The sequence below is a fragment of the Rubrivivax sp. A210 genome, assembly GCF_904426505.1.
Taxonomy (GTDB): Bacteria; Pseudomonadota; Gammaproteobacteria; order Burkholderiales; family Burkholderiaceae_C; genus Rubrivivax.
The window spans coordinates 378856-397674 of sequence record NZ_CAJGBN010000012.1; the positions used below are offsets into that span (position 1 = coordinate 378856).

Annotated in this window: 16 protein-coding genes; 3 read left to right on the forward strand and 13 right to left on the reverse strand. The window is 69.1% G+C overall.

The window, feature by feature from the left end; translation table 11 throughout:
• Positions 1 to 179 precede the first annotated feature (179 nt).
• The 13 genes from asd to scpA form a co-directional block, all read right to left on the reverse strand.
• A complete protein-coding gene (gene asd, locus JMV16_RS10535) occupies positions 180 to 1307 on the reverse strand; it encodes an aspartate-semialdehyde dehydrogenase (RefSeq protein WP_201494190.1) in 1128 nt (375 codons plus the stop codon).
• Positions 1308 to 1399: 92 nt separating this feature from the next.
• Positions 1400 to 2497 carry a 3-isopropylmalate dehydrogenase gene (gene leuB / locus JMV16_RS10540; RefSeq protein ID WP_201494191.1) on the reverse strand — a complete coding sequence of 366 codons (1098 nt, stop codon included), beginning with the start codon at positions 2495 to 2497 and terminating at the stop codon, positions 1400 to 1402.
• Between the two features lie 8 nt (positions 2498 to 2505).
• Positions 2506 to 3153, reverse strand: coding sequence for a 3-isopropylmalate dehydratase small subunit (gene leuD / locus JMV16_RS10545; RefSeq protein ID WP_201494192.1), 648 nt, complete (start codon positions 3151 to 3153; stop codon positions 2506 to 2508).
• A gap of 11 nt (positions 3154 to 3164) precedes the next feature.
• Positions 3165 to 4589, reverse strand: coding sequence for a 3-isopropylmalate dehydratase large subunit (gene leuC / locus JMV16_RS10550; RefSeq protein WP_201494193.1), 1425 nt, complete (start codon positions 4587 to 4589; stop codon positions 3165 to 3167).
• A gap of 41 nt (positions 4590 to 4630) precedes the next feature.
• Complete coding sequence (locus tag JMV16_RS10555; RefSeq protein ID WP_201494194.1) at positions 4631 to 5269, reverse strand: tellurite resistance TerB family protein; 639 nt, start codon at positions 5267 to 5269, stop codon at positions 4631 to 4633.
• A gap of 77 nt (positions 5270 to 5346) precedes the next feature.
• A complete protein-coding gene (locus JMV16_RS10560; protein WP_201494195.1) occupies positions 5347 to 6153 on the reverse strand; it encodes a PEP-CTERM sorting domain-containing protein in 807 nt (268 codons plus the stop codon).
• 94 nt (positions 6154 to 6247) lie between these two features.
• Positions 6248 to 7096 carry a pantoate--beta-alanine ligase gene (gene panC, locus JMV16_RS10565; RefSeq protein WP_201494196.1) on the reverse strand — a complete coding sequence of 283 codons (849 nt, stop codon included), beginning with the start codon at positions 7094 to 7096 and terminating at the stop codon, positions 6248 to 6250.
• A 79-nt stretch (positions 7097 to 7175) separates the two neighbouring features.
• On the reverse strand, positions 7176 to 7646 hold the full coding sequence (locus JMV16_RS10570) for a VOC family protein (protein ID WP_201494197.1): 471 nt from the start codon (positions 7644 to 7646) through the stop codon (positions 7176 to 7178).
• Positions 7647 to 7648: 2 nt separating this feature from the next.
• Complete coding sequence (gene accC / locus JMV16_RS10575) at positions 7649 to 9676, reverse strand: acetyl-CoA carboxylase biotin carboxylase subunit (RefSeq protein ID WP_201494198.1); 2028 nt, start codon at positions 9674 to 9676, stop codon at positions 7649 to 7651.
• Between the two features lie 20 nt (positions 9677 to 9696).
• Positions 9697 to 11229, reverse strand: a complete 1533-nt coding sequence (locus JMV16_RS10580; RefSeq protein WP_201494199.1) for an acyl-CoA carboxylase subunit beta — start codon at positions 11227 to 11229, stop codon at positions 9697 to 9699.
• A gap of 23 nt (positions 11230 to 11252) precedes the next feature.
• Positions 11253 to 12245, reverse strand: a complete 993-nt coding sequence (gene meaB / locus JMV16_RS10585; protein WP_255511418.1) for a methylmalonyl Co-A mutase-associated GTPase MeaB — start codon at positions 12243 to 12245, stop codon at positions 11253 to 11255.
• 11 nt (positions 12246 to 12256) lie between these two features.
• The gene (locus tag JMV16_RS10590; protein ID WP_236580456.1) at positions 12257 to 13126 is read right to left on the reverse strand and encodes a GNAT family N-acetyltransferase; all 870 of its coding nucleotides are present in this window, start codon (positions 13124 to 13126) and stop codon (positions 12257 to 12259) included.
• Between the two features lie 32 nt (positions 13127 to 13158).
• Positions 13159 to 15312: a methylmalonyl-CoA mutase gene (scpA, locus tag JMV16_RS10595; RefSeq protein WP_201494200.1), complete on the reverse strand. Its 2154-nt coding sequence runs from the start codon at positions 15310 to 15312 to the stop codon at positions 13159 to 13161.
• A 144-nt stretch (positions 15313 to 15456) separates the two neighbouring features.
• On the opposite strand from scpA, the gene JMV16_RS10600 reads away from it, so the two are divergent.
• From JMV16_RS10600 to JMV16_RS10610, 3 genes are all read left to right on the forward strand, one after another.
• Positions 15457 to 16098: a GntR family transcriptional regulator gene (locus tag JMV16_RS10600; protein WP_201494421.1), complete on the forward strand. Its 642-nt coding sequence runs from the start codon at positions 15457 to 15459 to the stop codon at positions 16096 to 16098.
• Between the two features lie 35 nt (positions 16099 to 16133).
• Positions 16134 to 16523 (forward strand): hypothetical protein, encoded by a 390-nt coding sequence (locus tag JMV16_RS10605; RefSeq protein WP_201494201.1) that lies wholly within the window; start codon positions 16134 to 16136, stop codon positions 16521 to 16523.
• 173 nt (positions 16524 to 16696) lie between these two features.
• A complete protein-coding gene (locus tag JMV16_RS10610; RefSeq protein WP_201494202.1) occupies positions 16697 to 18781 on the forward strand; it encodes a TonB-dependent receptor in 2085 nt (694 codons plus the stop codon).
• Positions 18782 to 18819 lie beyond the last annotated feature (38 nt).

Below are 18819 nucleotides of genomic sequence, written 5' to 3' on the forward strand. Positions count from 1 at the left end.
AATCGCAACAGTATCAAGCATATAGGAGCGCAAGCTCACGCAGTAGCTGATGTTCGCGCGGGAAATGCTTTGTTTCCTGGCGGCACCCCCGCTGTTGCCGATGGACAACGTGCGGACGGGCCGCCTGCGGCGCGATTCTGCCGCAGCCCAAACCCGAAAAATCGAGGGTTTCAAGCCCCTCACTGCGCCAGCAGGATGCGCAGCATGCGGCGCAGCGGCTCGGCCGCGCCCCAAAGCAGCTGGTCGCCGATGGTGAAGGCGCCCAGGTATTCGGGGCCCATCGCGAGCTTGCGGATGCGGCCGACCGGGATGGTCATGGTGCCGGTCACGGCCACGGGCGTGAGGTCGCGCAGCGTCGCCTCGCGCGTGTTGGGCACGACCTTCACCCACTCGTTGTCGGCGGCGATCAGGGCCTCGATGTCGGCCACCGGCACGTCCTTCTTGAGCTTGAAGGTCAGGGCCTGGCTGTGGCAGCGCATCGCGCCCACGCGCACGCAGAAACCGTCCACCGGCACCGCCGCGCTGCCGAAGCCCTCGCCCTGGCCGAGGATCTTGTTGGTCTCGGCCATGCCCTTCCACTCCTCGCGGCTGACCCCATTGCCCAGATCCTTGTCGATCCAGGGAATCAGCGAACCGCCCAGCGGCACGCCGAAATTGGCCGTTTCCTCGCCCGACAGCGAACGCTGCTTGGCGATGACCTTGCGGTCGATCTCGAGGATGGCGCTCTTGGGGTCGTCCAGCAGGGCCCTGACCTCGGCATTGAGCGTGCCGTACTGCGTCAGCAGCTCGCGCATGTGCTGGGCGCCGCCGCCCGACGCGGCCTGGTAGGTCTGCGTGCTCATCCACTCGACGAGGCCGGCCTTGTAGAGCGCGCCCACGCCCATCAGCATGCAGCTGACGGTGCAGTTGCCGCCGATCCAGTTGCGGCCACCCTTGGCGAGCGAGCGCTCGATCACCGGCAGGTTGACGGGGTCGAGGATGATGACCGCGTCGTCCTTCATGCGCAGCGTGGACGCGGCGTCGATCCAGTGGCCGTTCCAGCCCGCGGCGCGCAGCTGGGGGAAGACCTCGGTCGTGTAGTCGCCACCCTGGCAGGTGATGATGATGTCGCAGCGCTGGAGCGCCGCGATGTCGTGCGCGTCCTGCAGCCGGGTTTCGTTCTTCGCCTGCGCCGGGGCGGCACCGCCCGCGTTGCTGGTGGAAAAGAACACGGGTTCGATGAGCGCGAAGTCGCCCTCGGCCTGCATGCGGTCCATCAGGACGCTGCCGACCATGCCGCGCCAGCCGACCAATCCTACGAGTGCCATTTCAGTTTCGCCTTTGCCGTTGACTCGGACCCCTGGGTTCCCCGGCTCGCTTCGCCGGGGTCCAAGGTGGGGGCGAGACGATTCCAGAGACGCTAGGTCTTGGTGGTAATGGTTTTGCCAGTGATAGCAGCGACGACCGCATCACCCATCTCGCGCGTGCCAACCTTGGTGGTGCCCTCGCTCCAGATGTCGGGCGTGCGCAGGCCCGCGGACAGCACGGCCTTCACCGCCGACTCGATGCGGTCGGCGGCGGCGGGCTGGTTGAGCGAGTAGCGGAGCATCATGGCAGCGGAGAGGATTGTAGCCAGCGGGTTTGCAACACCCTTACCGGCGATGTCGGGCGCGCTGCCGTGGCTGGGCTCGTAGAGGCCCTTGCCATTCTTGTCGAGGCTGGCGCTGGGCAGCATGCCGATGCTGCCGGTGAGCATGGCGGCCTCGTCGGAAAGGATGTCGCCGAACATATTGCCGGTGAACACCACGTCGAAGGCCTTGGGCGCCTTGACCAGCTGCATGGCGGCGTTGTCGACGTACATGTGCTGCAGTTCGACGTCTTGGTAGTGCGCGGCATGGACTTCTGTCACCACGTCCTTCCAGAACTGGAAGGTCTCGAGCACATTGGCCTTGTCGACGCTGGTGACCTTCTTGCTGCGCTTGCGCGCAGCCTGGAAGGCGACATGGGCGATGCGCTCGATCTCGGGCCGGCTGTAGCGCATGGTGTCGAAGGCTTCCTCGGCGCCCGGGAAATGCCCGTCGACCGCGGTGCGGCGGCCGCGCGGCTGGCCGAAGTAGATGTCGCCCGTCAGCTCGCGGATGATCAGGATGTCCAGCCCCGCCACCAGCTCGGGCTTGAGCGAGGAGGCGTGCGTAAGCTGCTCGTAGCACAGCGCCGGGCGGAAGTTGGCGAACAGGCCCAGCTGCTTGCGCAGGCCCAGGATGGCCTGCTCGGGGCGCAGCGCGCGCTCGAGCTTGTCGTACTTCCAGTCGCCCACGGCGCCAAAGAGGATGGCGTCGGCGGCCTGCGCCAGCTTCAGCGTGCCCTCGGGCAGCGGGTGGCCGTGGGCCTCATACGCGGCGCCACCGACGAGGGCAGTTTCGGATTCGAAGGCGAGGTCCAGCACCTTGAGCACGCGAACCGCCTGCTCGACGATCTCGGTGCCGATGCCGTCACCCGGCAGGATGGCAATCTTCATGGGAGGTTTCAGAGTTGACGTTGGGCCAGCCAGGGCATGCGCGCCAGGCGCTCGGCCTCGAAGGCGCGGATCTTGTCGGCATGGCGCAGCGTGAGGCCGATGTCGTCGTAGCCGTTGACCAGGCAGTACTTGCGAAAGGGCTGGACGTCGAAGGGCAGTTCGCGGCCGTCGCCGCACACCACCACCTGGCGCGGCAGGTCGATGGTGAGCTGGCAGCCGGGGAAGGCCAGCACTTCATCGAACAGCCGCGTCACCTGCGATTCAGGCAGCTGGATGGGCAGCAGGCCGTTCTTGAAGCAGTTGGTGAAGAAGATGTCGGCAAAGCTGGGCGCGATGATGGCGCGGAAGCCGTATTGCTGCAGAGCCCAGGGCGCGTGCTCGCGGCTGCTGCCGCAGCCGAAGTTGCTGCGCGCCAGCAGGACGCTGGCACCAGCGTACCGTGGCTGGTTGAGCACGAAGTCAGGGTTGGGCTTGCGGCTGGTCGGATCCTGGCCGGGCTCGCCCGGGTCGAGGTAGCGCCAGGCGTCGAACAGGTTCTGGCCGAAGCCGCTGCGCGCGATGGACTTCAGGAACTGCTTGGGGATGATGGCGTCGGTGTCGACGTTGTCGCGGTCCATCGGGGCCACCAGGCCCTTGTGTACGGTGAAGGCGTCCATGGTCTTTCCTGTCAGGCAATGCGGCGGACGTCGACGAAATGGCCGTTGAGCGCAGCGGCGGCGGCCATCGCCGGGCTCACCAGATGGGTGCGGCCGCCGGCGCCCTGGCGGCCTTCGAAATTGCGGTTGCTGGTGCTGGCGCAGCGCTCGCCGGGCTCCAGGCGGTCGGCGTTCATCGCCAGGCACATGCTGCAGCCGGGCTCGCGCCATTCGAAGCCGGCGGCCTTGAAGATCTCGTGCAGGCCCTCGGCCTCGGCCTGGGCCTTGACCTGGCCCGAGCCGGGCACGACCAGGGCCGCCTTGACGTTGGCAGCCACGCGGCTGCCGGCGCGCCTGACCACGGCCGCAGCCTCGCGCAGGTCTTCGATGCGGCTGTTGGTGCAGCTGCCGATGAAGACCTTGTCGATGCGGATGTCGGTGATGGCCTTGTTGGGTGTGAGGCCCATGTAGGCCAGGGCGCGCTCGATGGCGCCGCGCTTGACGGCGTCCTTCTCCTTGTCGGGGTCGGGCACGCGGCCGTCGACCGGCAGCACCATCTCGGGGCTGGTGCCCCAGGTCACCTGGGGCTGGATCTGCGCCGCATCCAACTCGACCACGCTGTCCCAGTGGGCGCCGGGGTCGGACTGCAAGGTGCGCCAGTGCGCGACGGCGTGATCCCATTCGACACCGGCGGGCGCGAAGAGGCGGCCCTTGCAGTAGGCGATGGTCTTCTCGTCCACCGCCACCAGGCCGGCACGGGCGCCGGCCTCGATGGCCATGTTGCAGACCGTCATGCGGCCTTCCATGCTGAGCGAGCGGATGGCCGAGCCGGCGAATTCGATCGTGCTGCCGGTGCCGCCGGCGGTGCCGATGCGACCGATGATGGCCAGCACCACGTCCTTGGCGGTGACGCCGCGGCCCAGCGTGCCTTCGACGCGCACCAGCATGTTCTTCGCCTTGCGTGCCAGCAGGGTCTGGGTGGCCATCACATGCTCGACCTCACTGGTGCCGATGCCGTGGGCCAGCGCACCAAAGGCACCGTGGGTGCTGGTGTGGCTGTCGCCGCAGACCACCGTCATGCCCGGCAGCGTGGCGCCGTTCTCGGGGCCCATCACATGCACGATGCCCTGGCGCTTGTCGAGGTAGGGAAAGTAGGCCGCCGCGCCGCTTTCGCGGATGTTGGCGTCCAGCGTCGTGATCTGCAGCTTGCTGATGGGATCGCGGATGCCGTCGTAGCCTTCGTCCCAGCCGGTGGTGGGCGTGTTGTGGTCGGCGGTGGCGACGATGGAGGAGACGCGCCAGACCTTGCGGCCGGCCAGGCGCAGGCCTTCAAAGGCTTGCGGGCTGGTGACCTCGTGGACGAGGTGGCGGTCGATGTAGAGGACGGCCGTGCCGTCCTCCTCGGTGTGGACGACGTGCTCGTCCCACAGCTTGTCGTAGAGGGTGCGTGCGCTCATGTGATTCGGCTCCAGCCCCCGATTGTCGGGGAAAGCCGCGGTCAGCCTGCGGCGCGGGCTTCCAGTTCGGCCTTGAGGCCCGGCTCCAGGCGCAGCTGCCGCGCCAACTCGTCCAGGTAGGCGCGTTCCATGGTCGTCGTCTCGTCCACCACCAGCAGGCTGGCCAGGTAGATCTCGGCCGCGCTCTCCGGCCCGGTGGCGCCGGCGGCCACATCGGCCGGCTCGACCGGGCGGCGCAACTCGGACTGCACCCAGTCGCGCAGCGTCGGCTCGGCCTGCAGGCGGCCGAGTTCGGCCTCGACCAGGCCACGCTCGCGCTCGTCCAGATGGCCATCGCTCTTGGCCGCGGCAATCATGGCCTTGAGCAGCGCCCGGCCCTGCTTTTCGGCCACCGGGGCGGACAAGGCGGGCATCGCAGCCCGCGCCGGCGCGGCGGTGGGCTGCTGACGATCCTGGTAGTCCTGGTAGGCCTTCCAGGCCAGCGCGCCCAGTGCCGCCACGCTGCCGTACTTGAGCGCCTTGCCGCCCAGGCGGCGGCCACTGCGACTGCCCAGCAGCAGGCCCAGCACGCCGCCTGCAGCGGCGCCGGTGGCGTACTTGCCCAGGTCGTCGCGTTGCGGCGTGCCGGCGGCGGGCAGGCCGGACTGGAGCAGTTGTTGGAGCAGGGACAGGGCGCTCATCGGTGACTTCCTCGGATTGCGATGCCGCACTCTAGCGCCCGCGCCCTTGGCCCCGGGCCGCGTCCGGGGATGACGGTTCAGCGCCGAATGCGGCGCCGGCCGAGCGCGATCACCCAGCAGGCCAGTCCGCCCGCCAGCAGCAGCCCCGAGCCCGGCTCAGGCACGGGCGCGGGCAGGGCCTGCAGGCGCACATGGTCGAAGTCGACCTCGATGTTGGGCACCTCGGCCGTGCCGGGCGCCTTGAGGTTGACCAGGCGCAGGCCCAGGGCCTGGCCCAGCAGCGCCGGCGCGGCAGATGCGGCGTCGAAGCTCAGCGTGGCGGTGCGGAACTCGCCTTCGGGGATGAGGCCGGCGCTGCTGGAATCTGCAGCCAGCACCGTGCCGCCGGCCAGCAGTTCGATGCGGTAGCCGGGAAAGCCGTCGAGGTCGAAGAAATTGCCCGCGCCGCCGCTGGAGCCGGGCAGCGAGACGCCCGAGGCGATATTGCCCACGTCCACCTGCAGCGTGTAGACGGTGGCCGGCGCCAGCGTCGCGACCAGGGTCTGCTGCAGGCCGGCCTCGCCGGCCTCGGGCCCGGCCAGGAAGACCAGCGCGGCGTTGACGCCCTCGGTGCTGCCGCCGGGAAAGTAGTCGTGCCCCAGGCGCGGCCGGATCACGCCCAGGGCATTGAGCCCGGGCGAGCTGGCCAGCATGCCGCTGGGGTCATAGGCTTGCCAGCCGGTGGGCGCGGGGGCGATCACGACGAAAGCGCCATCGGCGGCTGGGTCGGCCTCGAAGCCGGGGTTCATGACCAGCAGATCGACGGCCCGCGCCGGCAGGGCCGACAGCAGGGCGGCAGCGGCGAGGGCGGCGGCCACCAGGCCACGGTAGCGTGCGATCTTCATGCGACGGGCTCCCTGTCTGGCGGCGCCCCACCCCTGGGGCTGGGCGCAGTCTGGCAGGGTGGGTTGCGGCTGGCGATCCCTCGGAGGGCGGAGATCAGCCGCGCGCCGGCAACTCGAGGTTGTCGATCAGCCGCGTCTGGCCCAGGCGCGCCGCGGCCACCACCACCAGGGCCTCGCCGGCCGCGGCGGGTGGCTGCAGATCGGCCTGGCGGCGCAGCGCCACGTAGTCGGGCGCCCAGCCGCGGCTGCGCAAGCCGTCCATGGCCGCCTGTTCCAGCGCGGCCCAGTCGCTGCGACCGGCCTGCACCGCCGCGGCCAGCTCGCGCAGGCTGCGCGCCAGCGCCGGCGCCTCGGCGCGCTCGGCCGCCGCAAGGTAGCCGTTGCGCGACGACAGCGCCAGGCCGTCGTCGGCGCGGCAGGTCTCGCCGGCCAGCACCTGCACCGGCAGCGCCAGCTGGCGCACCATGTGGCGGATGACCATCAGCTGCTGGTAGTCCTTCTTGCCGAACACCGCCAGGTGGGGCTGGACGGCGTTGAAGAGCTTGAGCACCACGGTACACACGCCGATGAAGAACCCGGGCCTGAACGCGCCCTCGAGCACGTCGGCCAACGCCGCCGGCGGATGCACTTTCACATCCTGCGGCTCTGGGTAGAGATCGCTCTCGGATGGCGCGAAGACGATGTCGCAGCCGTTTTCCTGCAGCAGCTGGGCGTCGCGCTCGAAGGTGCGCGGGTAGCTGTCGAAGTCTTCGTGGGGCGCGAACTGCAGCCGGTTGACGAAGATGCTGGCCACCACCGGCGCCCCGGCCCCGGCCGCCTGACGCGCCTGGCGCACCAGGGCCAGATGGCCCTCGTGCAGATTGCCCATGGTCGGCACGAAGGCGGTGTCGCGTGCGCCGGCCAGCGACGCGCGCAACGCCGCGGTGGTCTTCACTACTTGCATGTCGGGTCCGGTCCGTCCGTCTCGGGGCTGCGGCGCCAGGAAGCGCGCCGCAAGGGGCCGCTATGGTAGCGGCCTCGGCTCAGGACGCACCCAGCGTGGCCACCACCTCGGGCGGCGCCTGCACCAGCTCGATCAGCACGCCCTCGCCACCGATGGGGAAGTCGTCGCTGGCCTTGGGGTGAATGAAGCAGATGTCGTGGCCGGCCGCGCCCTTGCGGATGCCGCCGGGCGCGAAGCGCACGCCGTGGGCCGCCATCCATTCCACGGCCCTGGGCAGGTCGTCCACCCAGAGGCCGATGTGGTTGAGCGGCGTGGCGTGAACGGCCGGCTTCTTGTCCGGGTCCAGCGGCTGCATCAGGTCGACCTCGACCGCGTGCGCGCCCTGCCCCATGGCGCAGATGTCTTCGTCGACGTTCTCGCGTTCGCTGACGAAGCTGCTCTTGACGCTGAGACCGAAGATGTCCACCCACAGCGAGCGCAGGCGCTGCTTGTCGGGGCCGCCGATGGCCACCTGCTGCAGGCCGAGGATGCGGAAAGGCTTGGTGCTCATGCTCAGGCGAAGCTCAGTATGGGTTGATCGACGGCCAGGCTCTCGCCCTTGGCGGCCAGCACCTCGGCGACGACGCCGTCCTGCACCGCGGTGAGGATGTTCTCCATCTTCATGGCCTCGATCACCGCCAGGCGTTCGCCCGCCTGCACCTTCTGGCCCGGCTTGACGGTCACGTCGACGAGCAGGCCCGGCATCGGCGAGAGCAGGAAGCGGCTCATGTCGGGCGGTGCCTTGAAAGGCATCACGCGCAGCAGCTCGGCGGCGCGTGCGCTCATCACCTGGGCCTCGATGCGCAGGCCGTTGTGCTCGACGCGCATCCACAGGCCATGGCGCTCGACCTGGGCCGTGAAGCTGCGGCCATTGCAGTTGCCCTGGGCGCGGATGCCGCCGAACTGCCAGTCGTTGTTGATGGCGTAGCGCTTTTCGCCCATCTCGACCGTGATGACGCCGTTGGCAGTGACGTGTACCGGCACATAGGTGTGCAGGCCCTGCTGGCCCTTGACGACGACGACGAAGTACTCGCCCACCACGGCGCGGTGGCCGGCGAGCTGGCCGCTGATGCCGGCGGCGCGCTCGCGGTAGCGGCGGTAGGCGGCTGCGGCCAGCGCGACCAGGAAGTCGGGGTCGTCGTGGGGCACGTCCTCGGCGCGGAAGCCGGGGCCGTAGTGCTCGGCGATGAAGCCGGTGTTGAAGTCGCCCGCGACGAACTTGGGGTGGGCCAGCAGCGCCGCCTGGAAGGGGATGTTGCTGGAGACACCGCGGATCACGAAGGCATTGAGCGCCTCGCGCATGCGGGCGATGGCCTCGGTGCGGTCCTTCCCATGCACGATGAGCTTGGCGATCATCGAGTCGTACTGCATCGGAATCTCGCCGCCCTCGTAGACGCCGGTGTCGACGCGCACGCCGCCATCGGCCGGCATCGGCTTGGAGGCTTCCATGGTCTGCGTGGGCGGCAGGTAGCGCACCAGGCGGCCGGTGGAAGGCAGGAAGCCGCGGAACGGGTCTTCGGCGTTGATGCGGCACTCGATGGCCCAGCCGTTGCGGGGGATGTCCTTCTGCTCGAAGGGCAGCTTCTCGCCGGCGGCCACACGGATCATCTGCTCGACCAGGTCGACGCCGGTGATGCTCTCGGTGACCGGGTGCTCCACCTGCAGTCGCGTGTTCATCTCCAGGAAGTAGAAGCTCTGGTCCTTGCCGACCACGAACTCCACCGTGCCCGCGCTCTGGTACTTCACGGCCTTGGCCAGTTGCACCGCCTGCTCGCCCATGGCCTTGCGCGTGTCGTCGCTGATGAAGGGCGAAGGTGCCTCTTCGATGACCTTCTGGTGGCGGCGCTGGATGCTGCACTCGCGCTCGTGCAGGTAGACGGTGTTGCCGTGCGAATCGGCCAGCACCTGGATCTCGATGTGGCGCGGGCTCTCGACGAACTTCTCGATGAAGACGCGGTCGTCGCCGAAGCTGTTGCGCGCCTCGTTGCGGCAGGTCGAGAAGCCCTCGTGCGCCTCCTTGTCGTTGTAGGCCACGCGCAGGCCCTTGCCGCCGCCGCCGGCGCTGGCCTTGATCATCACCGGGTAGCCGATGTCCTGGGCGATCTTCACCGCCTGCTCGGGCGTGTCAATGGCCGCGTTCCAGCCCGGGATGGTGTTGACCTTGGCTTCGATCGCGAGCTTCTTGGATGCGATCTTGTCGCCCATGGCCGAGATGCTGTAGTGCTTGGGGCCGATGAAGACGATGCCTTCTTCCTCGAGCCGCTTGCAGAAGCCGGCGTTCTCGCTCAGGAAGCCGTAGCCCGGGTGCACGGCCTCGGCGCCGGTGCTCTTGCAGGCGGCGATGATCTTGTCGGCCACCAGGTAGCTCTCGCGGCTGGGCGCCGGGCCAATGAAGACGGCCTCGTCGGCCAGCGCGACATGGCGAGCGTCGCGGTCGGCGTCGGAATAGACGGCGACGGTGGCGATGCCCATCTTCTTGGCCGTCTTGATGACGCGGCAAGCGATCTCACCGCGGTTGGCGATCAGGATTTTCTTGAACATGGTGTCGATCTCCGGCCCGATCAAAGAGGAATGTTCCCGTGCTTGCGCCACGGGTTCTCGAGCTTCTTGTCCTTGAGCATGGCCAGGCTGCGGCAGATCCGCTTGCGCGTCTCGTGCGGCTGGATCACGTCGTCGATGAAGCCGCGTGCGCCGGCCACGAAGGGATTGGCGAAGCGCGCCTTGTATTCGGCTTCCTTGGCCGCGAGCTTGGCCGGGTCGCCCTTGTCTTCGCGGAAGATGATCTCCACCGCGCCCTTGGCGCCCATCACCGCAATTTCTGCGTTGGGCCAGGCGAAGTTGACGTCGCCGCGCAGGTGCTTGGAGCTCATCACGTCGTAGGCGCCACCGTAGGCCTTGCGCGTGATCACCGTGACCTTGGGCACCGTGCATTCGGCATAGGCATAGAGCAGCTTGGCGCCGTGCTTGATGATGCCGCCGTACTCCTGCGCGGTGCCGGGCATGAAGCCGGGCACGTCTACGAAGGTCACGACCGGGATGTTGAAGGCGTCGCAGAAACGCACGAAGCGCGCCGCCTTGATGCTGCTCTTGATGTCCAGGCAGCCGGCCATCACCATGGGGTTGTTGGCCACGATGCCCACGCTCTGGCCATCCAGCCGCGCGAAGCCGATGACGATGTTCCTGGCGTGCTCGCGCTGCAGCTCGAAGAAATCGCCGTCGTCGACCACCTTGTAGATCAGCTCCTTGATGTCATAGGGCTTGTTGGGGTTGTCGGGCACCAGGGTGTCGAGCGACATGTCCAGGCGCTCGGCGGCGTCGCCGCTCATGCGCACCGGCGGCTTTTCCTTGTTGTTGAGCGGCAGGTAGTTGAAGAAGCGGCGCAGCATCGCGATCGCCTCGACGTCGTTCTCGAAGGCGAGGTCGGCGACGCCGCTCTTGCCGGTGTGGGCCAGCGCGCCGCCCAGTTCCTCGGCCGTCACTTCCTCGTGCGTCACGGTCTTCACGACCTCGGGGCCGGTGACGAACATGTAGGACGAATCCTTCACCATGAAGATGAAGTCGGTCATGGCCGGGCTGTACACCGCACCGCCGGCGCAGGGGCCCATGATCATGCTGATCTGCGGGATCACGCCGCTGGCCATGACATTGCGCTGGAAGACCTCGGCATAGCCGCCCAGCGACGCCACGCCCTCCTGGATGCGCGCGCCGCCGCTGTCGTTGAGGCCGATCACCGGCGCGCCCACGCGCATGGCCTGGTCCATCACCTTGCAGATCTTCTCGGCATGCGATTCGCTGAGCGCGCCGCCGAAGACGGTGAAGTCCTGGCTGAAGACGAAGACCAGGCGGCCGTTGATCATGCCGTAGCCGGTGACCACGCCGTCGCCCGGGATCTTGTTGTCGGCCATGCCGAAGTCGGCACAGCGGTGCTCGACGAACATGTCCCATTCCTCGAAGGTGCCTTCGTCGAGCAGCAGCTCAATGCGCTCGCGCGCCGACAGCTTGCCCTTGGCATGCTGGGCGTCGATACGGCGTTGGCCGCCACCCAGGCGCGCCGCGGCGCGCTTCTTTTCGAGCTGTTCGATGATGTCGTGCATGGGGGCTCTCCTCTCGTCCTCGATCAAACCGTCAGATCCAGCAGCCGCCGTGCGGCCACCGATGCGGCCAGGCGGCCGGCGGCCACCTCGCCCGTGATGGCCGGCAGTGCTTCGCGCACTGCCGGGTGTTGCCTGAAGCGCTGGCGCAGGCCGGCCTCGATGCGCTCCCACATCCAGGCCTGGTCCTGGCCGTGGCGGCGCGCCGCAAGGCGGCCGCTGCTTTGCTGTGCTTCGCGAAAGCGGCTCACCGCCTGCCAGAACTCGTCCAGACCGCTGCCCTTGAGCGCGCTGAGCTGGATGACCTGGGCCGCCGGCGCCGCATCGGCATGGCCGTGGAAGCCGAAGATGCGCAGCGCGCTGGTGATCTGGGCGCGCGCCCGCGTCGCCGCGTGTACGTCGATGTCGGCCTTGTTGATGACCACCAGGTCGGCCAGCTCCATCACGCCCTTCTTGATGGCCTGCAGGTCGTCGCCGGCGTTGGGCAGTTGCAGCAGCACGAACATGTCGGTCATGGCGGCCACCGCGGTCTCGCTCTGGCCGACACCCACGGTCTCGACGATCACCGTGTCGTAGCCGGCCGCCTCGCACACCAGAAGGGCCTCGCGCGTCTTCTCGGCCACGCCGCCCAGGGTGCCGCCGGCCGGACTGGGGCGGATGTAGGCGGCCTCCTGCACGCTGAGCTGCTCCATGCGCGTCTTGTCACCCAGGATGGAGCCGCCGCCCAGGCTGGACGAGGGGTCGACCGCCAGCACCGCCACGCGCTGGCCGCGGGCGATGAGGAACATGCCCAGGGCCTCGATGAAGGTGCTCTTGCCGACGCCAGGCACGCCGCTGATGCCCAGGCGGAAGGCGCGGCCGGTGGCCGGCAGCAGGGCATTGAGCAGGGCATCGGCGCGCAGGCGGTGGTCGGCGCGCGTGGATTCGAGCAGGGTGATGGTCTTGGCCAGCGCGCGGCGCTGGGCCATGCCGGGGCCCGCCAGCACGGCCTGGGCGAGCTGTTGGTCAGTGGCTGGCAAGGTGTCTGCGCTCACGGCTGGCGCGCCCTGGCGTCGTCGCGCGGGGCAATGGCGGTGAGGCCGGCAAAGGCCTGCGGCGTGCGCCAGGCCGGCGGCGCCTCCACCGTGGCCCAGTACTCCTCGACGGCGGCGATGCAGCCGTCGTCGACGCGGAAGAAGGAGGTCGCAAAGTAGGTGGCTTCGCCGTGGTCCACCCGCACCAGCGACATCACGCGGCCATCCTGCAGATGGGCCAGTTCGATGAGGTGGATGGTCCAGCCTTCGGGATAGCCGGCCTGCAGCGCGATGAAGGCATCGGCGCCGGCGATGTGTTCGCCGCTGCTCCACCACACGGCTTCCAGGTCATCGAACAGCAGCGCCCTTGCGGCCTTCCAGTCGCGCCGCTGGAAGGCGGCCCACAGCGAACGCACTGCGCGCAGGCTGGGCGAGGTGGGCATGCGCAGGTAGTCGTGGTCCCAGTCGCCGTCGCCCGTCATCGCGAAGCCGTGGTGCAGGTAGAAGCGGTTGGCCGCGCTGCCCTTGAGTGCGCACAGTTCCACCGGCAGCAGCTGCGCGTCGGCCTGGTCGCAGACCCAGCGCAGCACCGCGCTGCCGATGCCGCGGCGCTGGGCCGGCGGGTCGATGTAGAAGTGGTCCAGCCGCAGCGCGTGCGAAAGCTGCTTGAGCACGATGAAGCCGACGCGCGCACCGTCCACCACGATGTGCTGCGTGTGCTCGGGCACGAAACCGGCGGCCAGGCGCTCGCGCGCCCGCGCCTCGTCGTAGCGGCCGATCTGGGCCAGGCTGTCGTGCATGGCGCGCAGGCGCAGCGCGAGCAGCGACTCGAAGTCGCCCGCGCTTGCCGGCTGCAGCGCAAAGGCGGCGGCTTTCTGCGGCTTCACGGCTTCAGCGTGACGGGGCTATCAGGCGGGGCTCAGGGCTGGGCGGCGCGGATGTGCTCGAGCACATCCTTGGCGCTGGCCGGGATGGGCGTGCCGGGGCCGTAGATGCCCTTGACGCCGGCGGCATAGAGGAAGTCGTAGTCCTGGGCCGGGATCACGCCGCCGACGAACACGATGATGTCGTCGGCGCCCTGGCGCTTCAACTCGGCAATGATGGCCGGCACCAGGGTCTTGTGGCCGGCGGCCAGCGTGCTGACACCCACCGCATGCACGTCGTTCTCTATGGCCTGGCGCGCACATTCCTCGGGGGTCTGGAACAACGGGCCCATGTCGACGTCGAAGCCGAGATCGGCAAAGGCCGTGGCCACCACCTTGGCGCCGCGGTCGTGGCCGTCCTGGCCCAGCTTGGCGATCATCACGCGCGGGCGCCGTCCTTGCGCCTCGCCGAAGCCGGCGATCTCGCCCTTGAGCTTGTCCCAGCCCTCGGCGCTGTCGTAGGCGGCGGCGTAGACGCCGGTGACCTTCTGGATGTCGGCGCGGTGGCGGCCGTAGACCTTCTCCAGCGCGTCGCTGATCTCGCCCACGGTGGCGCGCAGGCGCACGGCGGCGATGGCCAGCGCGAGCAGGTTGCCCTGGCCGCTGCTCGCCGCATCGGTGAGCGCGTCCAGCGCCGCCGCGACCGCCTTGCCATCGCGGCTGGCGCGGATCTGCGTCAGCCTGGCGATCTGGCCTTCGCGCACCTTGACGTTGTCGACCTCGCGGATCTCCAGCGCGTCGGCCTTGGCCAGCTTGTACTTGTTGACGCCGACGATGACGTCCTTGCCCGAATCGATGCGCGCCTGCTTCTCGGCCGCGCTGGCCTCGATCTTGAGCTTGGCCCAGCCGCTGTCCACGGCCTTGGTCATGCCGCCCAGCGCATCGACCTCCTCGATGATGGCCCATGCCTTGGCCGCCATCTCCTGGGTCAGGCTCTCCATCATGTAGCTGCCGGCCCAGGGGTCGACGACGTTGGTGATGTGGGTCTCTTCCTGGATGATGAGCTGGGTGTTGCGGGCGATGCGAGAGCTGAACTCGGTGGGCAGCGCGATGGCCTCGTCGAAGCTGTTGGTGTGCAGGCTCTGCGTGCCGCCGAAGACTGCCGCCATGGCCTCGATGGCGGTGCGCACGACGTTGTTGTAGGGGTCCTGCTCGGTCAGGCTCCAGCCGCTGGTCTGGCAGTGGGTGCGCAGCATCAGGCTCTTGGGCGCCTTGGCGTCGAAGCCCTGCATGATGCGGGTCCACAGCAGGCGGGCCGCGCGCATCTTGGCGATCTCGAGATAGAAGTTCATCCCGATGGCCCAGAAGAAGCTCAGGCGACCGGCGAATTCATCGACATCCAGGCCCTTGGCGATGGCCGTCTTCACGTACTCCTTGCCATCGGCCAGCGTGAAAGCCAGCTCCAGCGCCTGGTTGGCGCCGGCTTCCTGCATGTGGTAGCCCGAGATGCTGATCGAGTTGAACTTGGGCATGTTCTGCGCCGTGTACTCGATGATGTCGGCCACGATGCGCATGCTGGGCTCGGGCGGGTAGATGTAGGTGTTGCGGACCATGAACTCCTTGAGGATGTCGTTCTGGATGGTTCCGCTCAGCTTGTCCTGCGCCACGCCCTGCTCTTCGGCCGCCACCACGTAGCCGGCCAGCACCGGCAGCACGGCGCCGTTCATGGTCATGCTCACGCTCACCTTGTCCAGCGGGATGCCGTCGAAGAGGATCTTCATGTCCTCGACGCTGTCGATGGCCACGCCGGCCTTGCCCACGTCGCCGGTGACGCGCGGATGGTCGCTGTCATAGCCGCGGTGGGTGGCCAGGTCGAAGGCCACGCTCACGCCCTGCCCGCCCGCGGCCAGGGCCTGACGGTAGAAGGCATTGCTTTCCTCGGCGGTCGAGAAGCCGGCGTACTGGCGGATGGTCCAGGGCCGCACCGCGTACATCGTGGCCTGGGGGCCGCGGATGTAGGGCTCGAAGCCAGGCAGCGTGTCGGCGTGCGCCAGCGCGGCGGTGTCGGCCGCGGTGTAGAGCGGCTTGACCGTGATGCCCTCGGGCGTGACCCAGTTCAGCGCCGCCACATCGCCAGCGGGCGCCGACTTGGCGGCGGCCTTGGCCCATTGCTCGAGGCTGGCGGTCTTGAACTCGGGGGTCTGGCTCATGGTGTTTCTCCTCGTGCGGTGCCGGTCATCGCCGAGCTTGCCGGCAACCTTTGAACTGGATCAACGGCGCTGGGCTTGCCGCCGATCTCACATTATGCATAATTATGAATTCAAAACCAACGCCCACCTGACAGCTTGAGTCTCCTGGCCGACCCCGCCCAACCGCTGGCCCGCCGCGCCCTGTACCAGGACGTGGCCGACCGGCTGCGCCAACAGATTTTCGCGCGCCGGCTCGAGCCGGGCAGCTGGATCGACGAGATGAAGCTGGCCGCCGAATACGGCATCAGCCGCACGCCCATGCGCGAGGCGCTCAAGGTGCTGGCGGTGGAAGGGCTGGTGACCATGAAGCTGCGCCGCGGCGCCTATGTCACGGAAGTCTCGGGTGACGACGTGACGCAGGTTTACCACCTGTTGGCGCTGCTGGAAAGCGATGCCGCGGGTGCCGTGGCGGCGCGCGCCAGCGCGGCCGAGCGCGCCCGCCTGGCCGAGTTGCACGAGCGTCTGGAGCAGCAGGCTGGCCAACGCGACGCCTTCTTCGCCACCAACGAGCAATTCCACATGGCCCTGCTCGAGATCGCCGGCAACCGCTGGGCCCTGCACATCGCCACCGACCTGCGCAAGGTGATGAAGCTCAACCGCCACCACTCGCTGTTCAAGGCGGGGCGGCTGGATGAGTCGCTGCAGGAGCATCGCGCGCTGATGAAGGCCATCGCCGCCAGCGACACGGCGGGCGCGACACGGCTGATGCGCGAGCATTTCCAGAGCGGGCTCGAAGCAGCGTCCTGATAGGGCCCGCGCGCCGCGCTTGCTATGCTTGGCCCATGAGGCCGCCCGCAACGTCACAGCACACCCGGCGGCGTATCGCCGGTCTGCTGCTGGGCGGCCTGCTCCTGCTGCTGGCCCAGTCACTGGGCCTGCTGCATGGCTACAGCCACGGGCATGGCGCGGCATCAGTTGCACTGACCCCGGCGGTCAGCGCTGACGATCTCGCTGCGCACGGCCACCGTGCGCCGGGCTTGTTCGACGGCCACGAGGACGACAGCGCCGAGTGCCGGCTCTTCGACCAGTTGCTGCACGCCGACAGCCTGCTGACCGACGCCACGGCCCTGGCCGAGCCCCCTGCGGCGGCGCCGCCGCAGCCCTCACGCCATGGCGTACGGCTCGCTTCCCAGGCCGCGGGTTATCTGGCGCGAGGCCCGCCGGCAGGCTGAGACCCGGCGGCCCGCTACACAGGTCCACGCGGCCCTGGCCCCGGTCGCCCACCCCTGACGCCCCGACTGCGCACCGCCGGTCCGTGACCGCGCGGCGCGCAAACCTCTTTTCGTCCACCCCTGCCCGCAGCGCGCTGCGCTGGGCTCGTGTGGGCCCGTGCTAGGACTTTGTCATGGACACCCCCCTTCCCTCCTCCTGCTCAAGTACGCACCACGCCGGGCCGCCCCTGCTGCTCTGGGCCCTGGCCTGGGGCCTGTGCCAGCCCGCCTTCGCGCAGACCCCGGCAGCTTCGCCGACCCCAGCGGCCGAGGCCATCGTGGTCATCACCGGCAACCCGCTGGGCAGCCCGCGCATCGCCGCGCCGGTGTCGGTGCTGAGCGGCGACGCCCTGGTGCAGCGCCGCGCCGCCACCCTGGGCGAGACGCTGGACGGCCTGCCCGGCGTCTCGTCCACCCGCTTCGGCCCCAACGCCAACCGGCCGGTGATCCGGGGCCTGGACGGCGACCGCGTGCGCATCCTCACCAATGCCGGGGCCTCGCTCGACGCCTCGGCGCTGAGCTACGACCACGCGCTGCCGCTGGACCCGCTAATCCTGACCCGCATCGAGGTGCTGCGCGGGCCCGGCGCGCTGTTCTACGGCGGCAGCGCGGTCGGCGGCGTGGTCAACGCCATCGACAACCGCATCCCCAGCGCACCACTCCTGCAGTTCGGCGGCAGCACCGAACTGCGCCTGGGCGGCGCGGCGCGGGAGCGCGGCGGGGCGGCGGTGCTGGAATCCGGCAACGGCACGCTGGCCTGGCATGCCGACGCCTTTGCCCGCGACACCAGCGACCTGCGCGTGCCTCAGCACACGCCGGTGGCCGACGGCGAGGCCTTGCCGCCCACCCACACCGTGCGCAACTCGGCCAGCCGCACGCGCGGCGGGGCGCTGGGCGGCACGCTGTTCCTGGGTGCCGGCCGCATCGGCCTGTCGCTGGACACCTACGACAGCCGCTACGGCGTCGTCGCCGAGCCCGACATCACCATCAGCATGCGGCGCCACCGCCTGGGCCTGGCCGGTGAACTGCGCGATCTGGGCGGGCCGCTGAAGGCACTGCGCTTCAACGCCAACCACAGCGATTACCAACACCAGGAGATCGAGGGCGACGGTGCGGTGGGCACGGTGTTCACCAGCCAGGGCAGCGAGCTGCGGATCGAGGCCGAGCACGGGGCGCTGGGCCCGCTGCGCGGCGTGATTGGCTTGCAGCTGGAGGACTTCGACTTCTCGGCGCTGGGCGATGAGGCCTTCGTACCCGACACGCGCACACGCAAGTCTGCGTTGTTCGCACTGGAGGAAATGTCATTGGCCGGCGGCACGCTGTCGCTGGGCGCACGATTGGAGCGCGCCCGCGTCGACTCCGGCGGCGACGCCGACCCGGCGGCCCCCAAGTTCGGCACCGCGCAGCACCGCAGTTTCGACTTGCGCAGCCTGTCGCTGGCCTACATACAACCCTTGAACGCCGCATGGACACTGTCGGGCAGCCTGGGGTCCAGCGAGCGCGCGCCCAGCTATTTCGAGCTGTATGCCAACGGCGTACACGCAGCCACCGCCGCCTTCGAACGCGGTGACGCGGCGCTGCAGCATGAACGGGGCAACCAGGCCGAACTGGCGCTGCAGCTGAAGACGGAGAAGAGCCAGCTGCGCGTGGGCGTCTTTGGCACGCGCTTTTCACGTTTCATCTCGCTGCAGGCCAGCGGCGACGAGGTCGACGACAGCGGCACCGTGGTCGCGCCCGGCACGCCGGAGTCGGTGCCGCTTTACCTGTTTCAGGCGGTGCGGGCGCGCCTGCAAGGCTGGGAGATCGAGGGCCGCAGCCGCCTGCTGGAGCGACCCTGGGCGCTGGACGCCACTTTGCGTTTCGACACCACCCGCGCCAGCAACAGCGACACCGGCGAGCCCCTGCCGCGTGTCGCCCCCTGGCGCCTGGCGCTGGGCCTGGAAGCCGAAAAAGGTCCCTGGAGCCTTCGCGCCGAAGTCGACCACGCCGCGCGCCAGAGCCGCGTGCCGATCAATGACCAGCCCACCACCGGCTGGACCCAGCTGCACCTGGCGCTGGCCTGGCGCTTTGCCCTCGGGTCAGCCGATGGGCTGTGGAGCCTGAAACTGGGCAATGTGGGTGACCGCCTGGCCTACAGCGCCACTGCTATCCAGACGCTGCGCGGGCTCTCACCCTTGCCCGGCAGGGCCTTGAGCACCGCGTTGCGCTTGAACTGGTAAGGCCGCAGGGAAGCGAAAAGGCCACCCGAAGGTGGCCT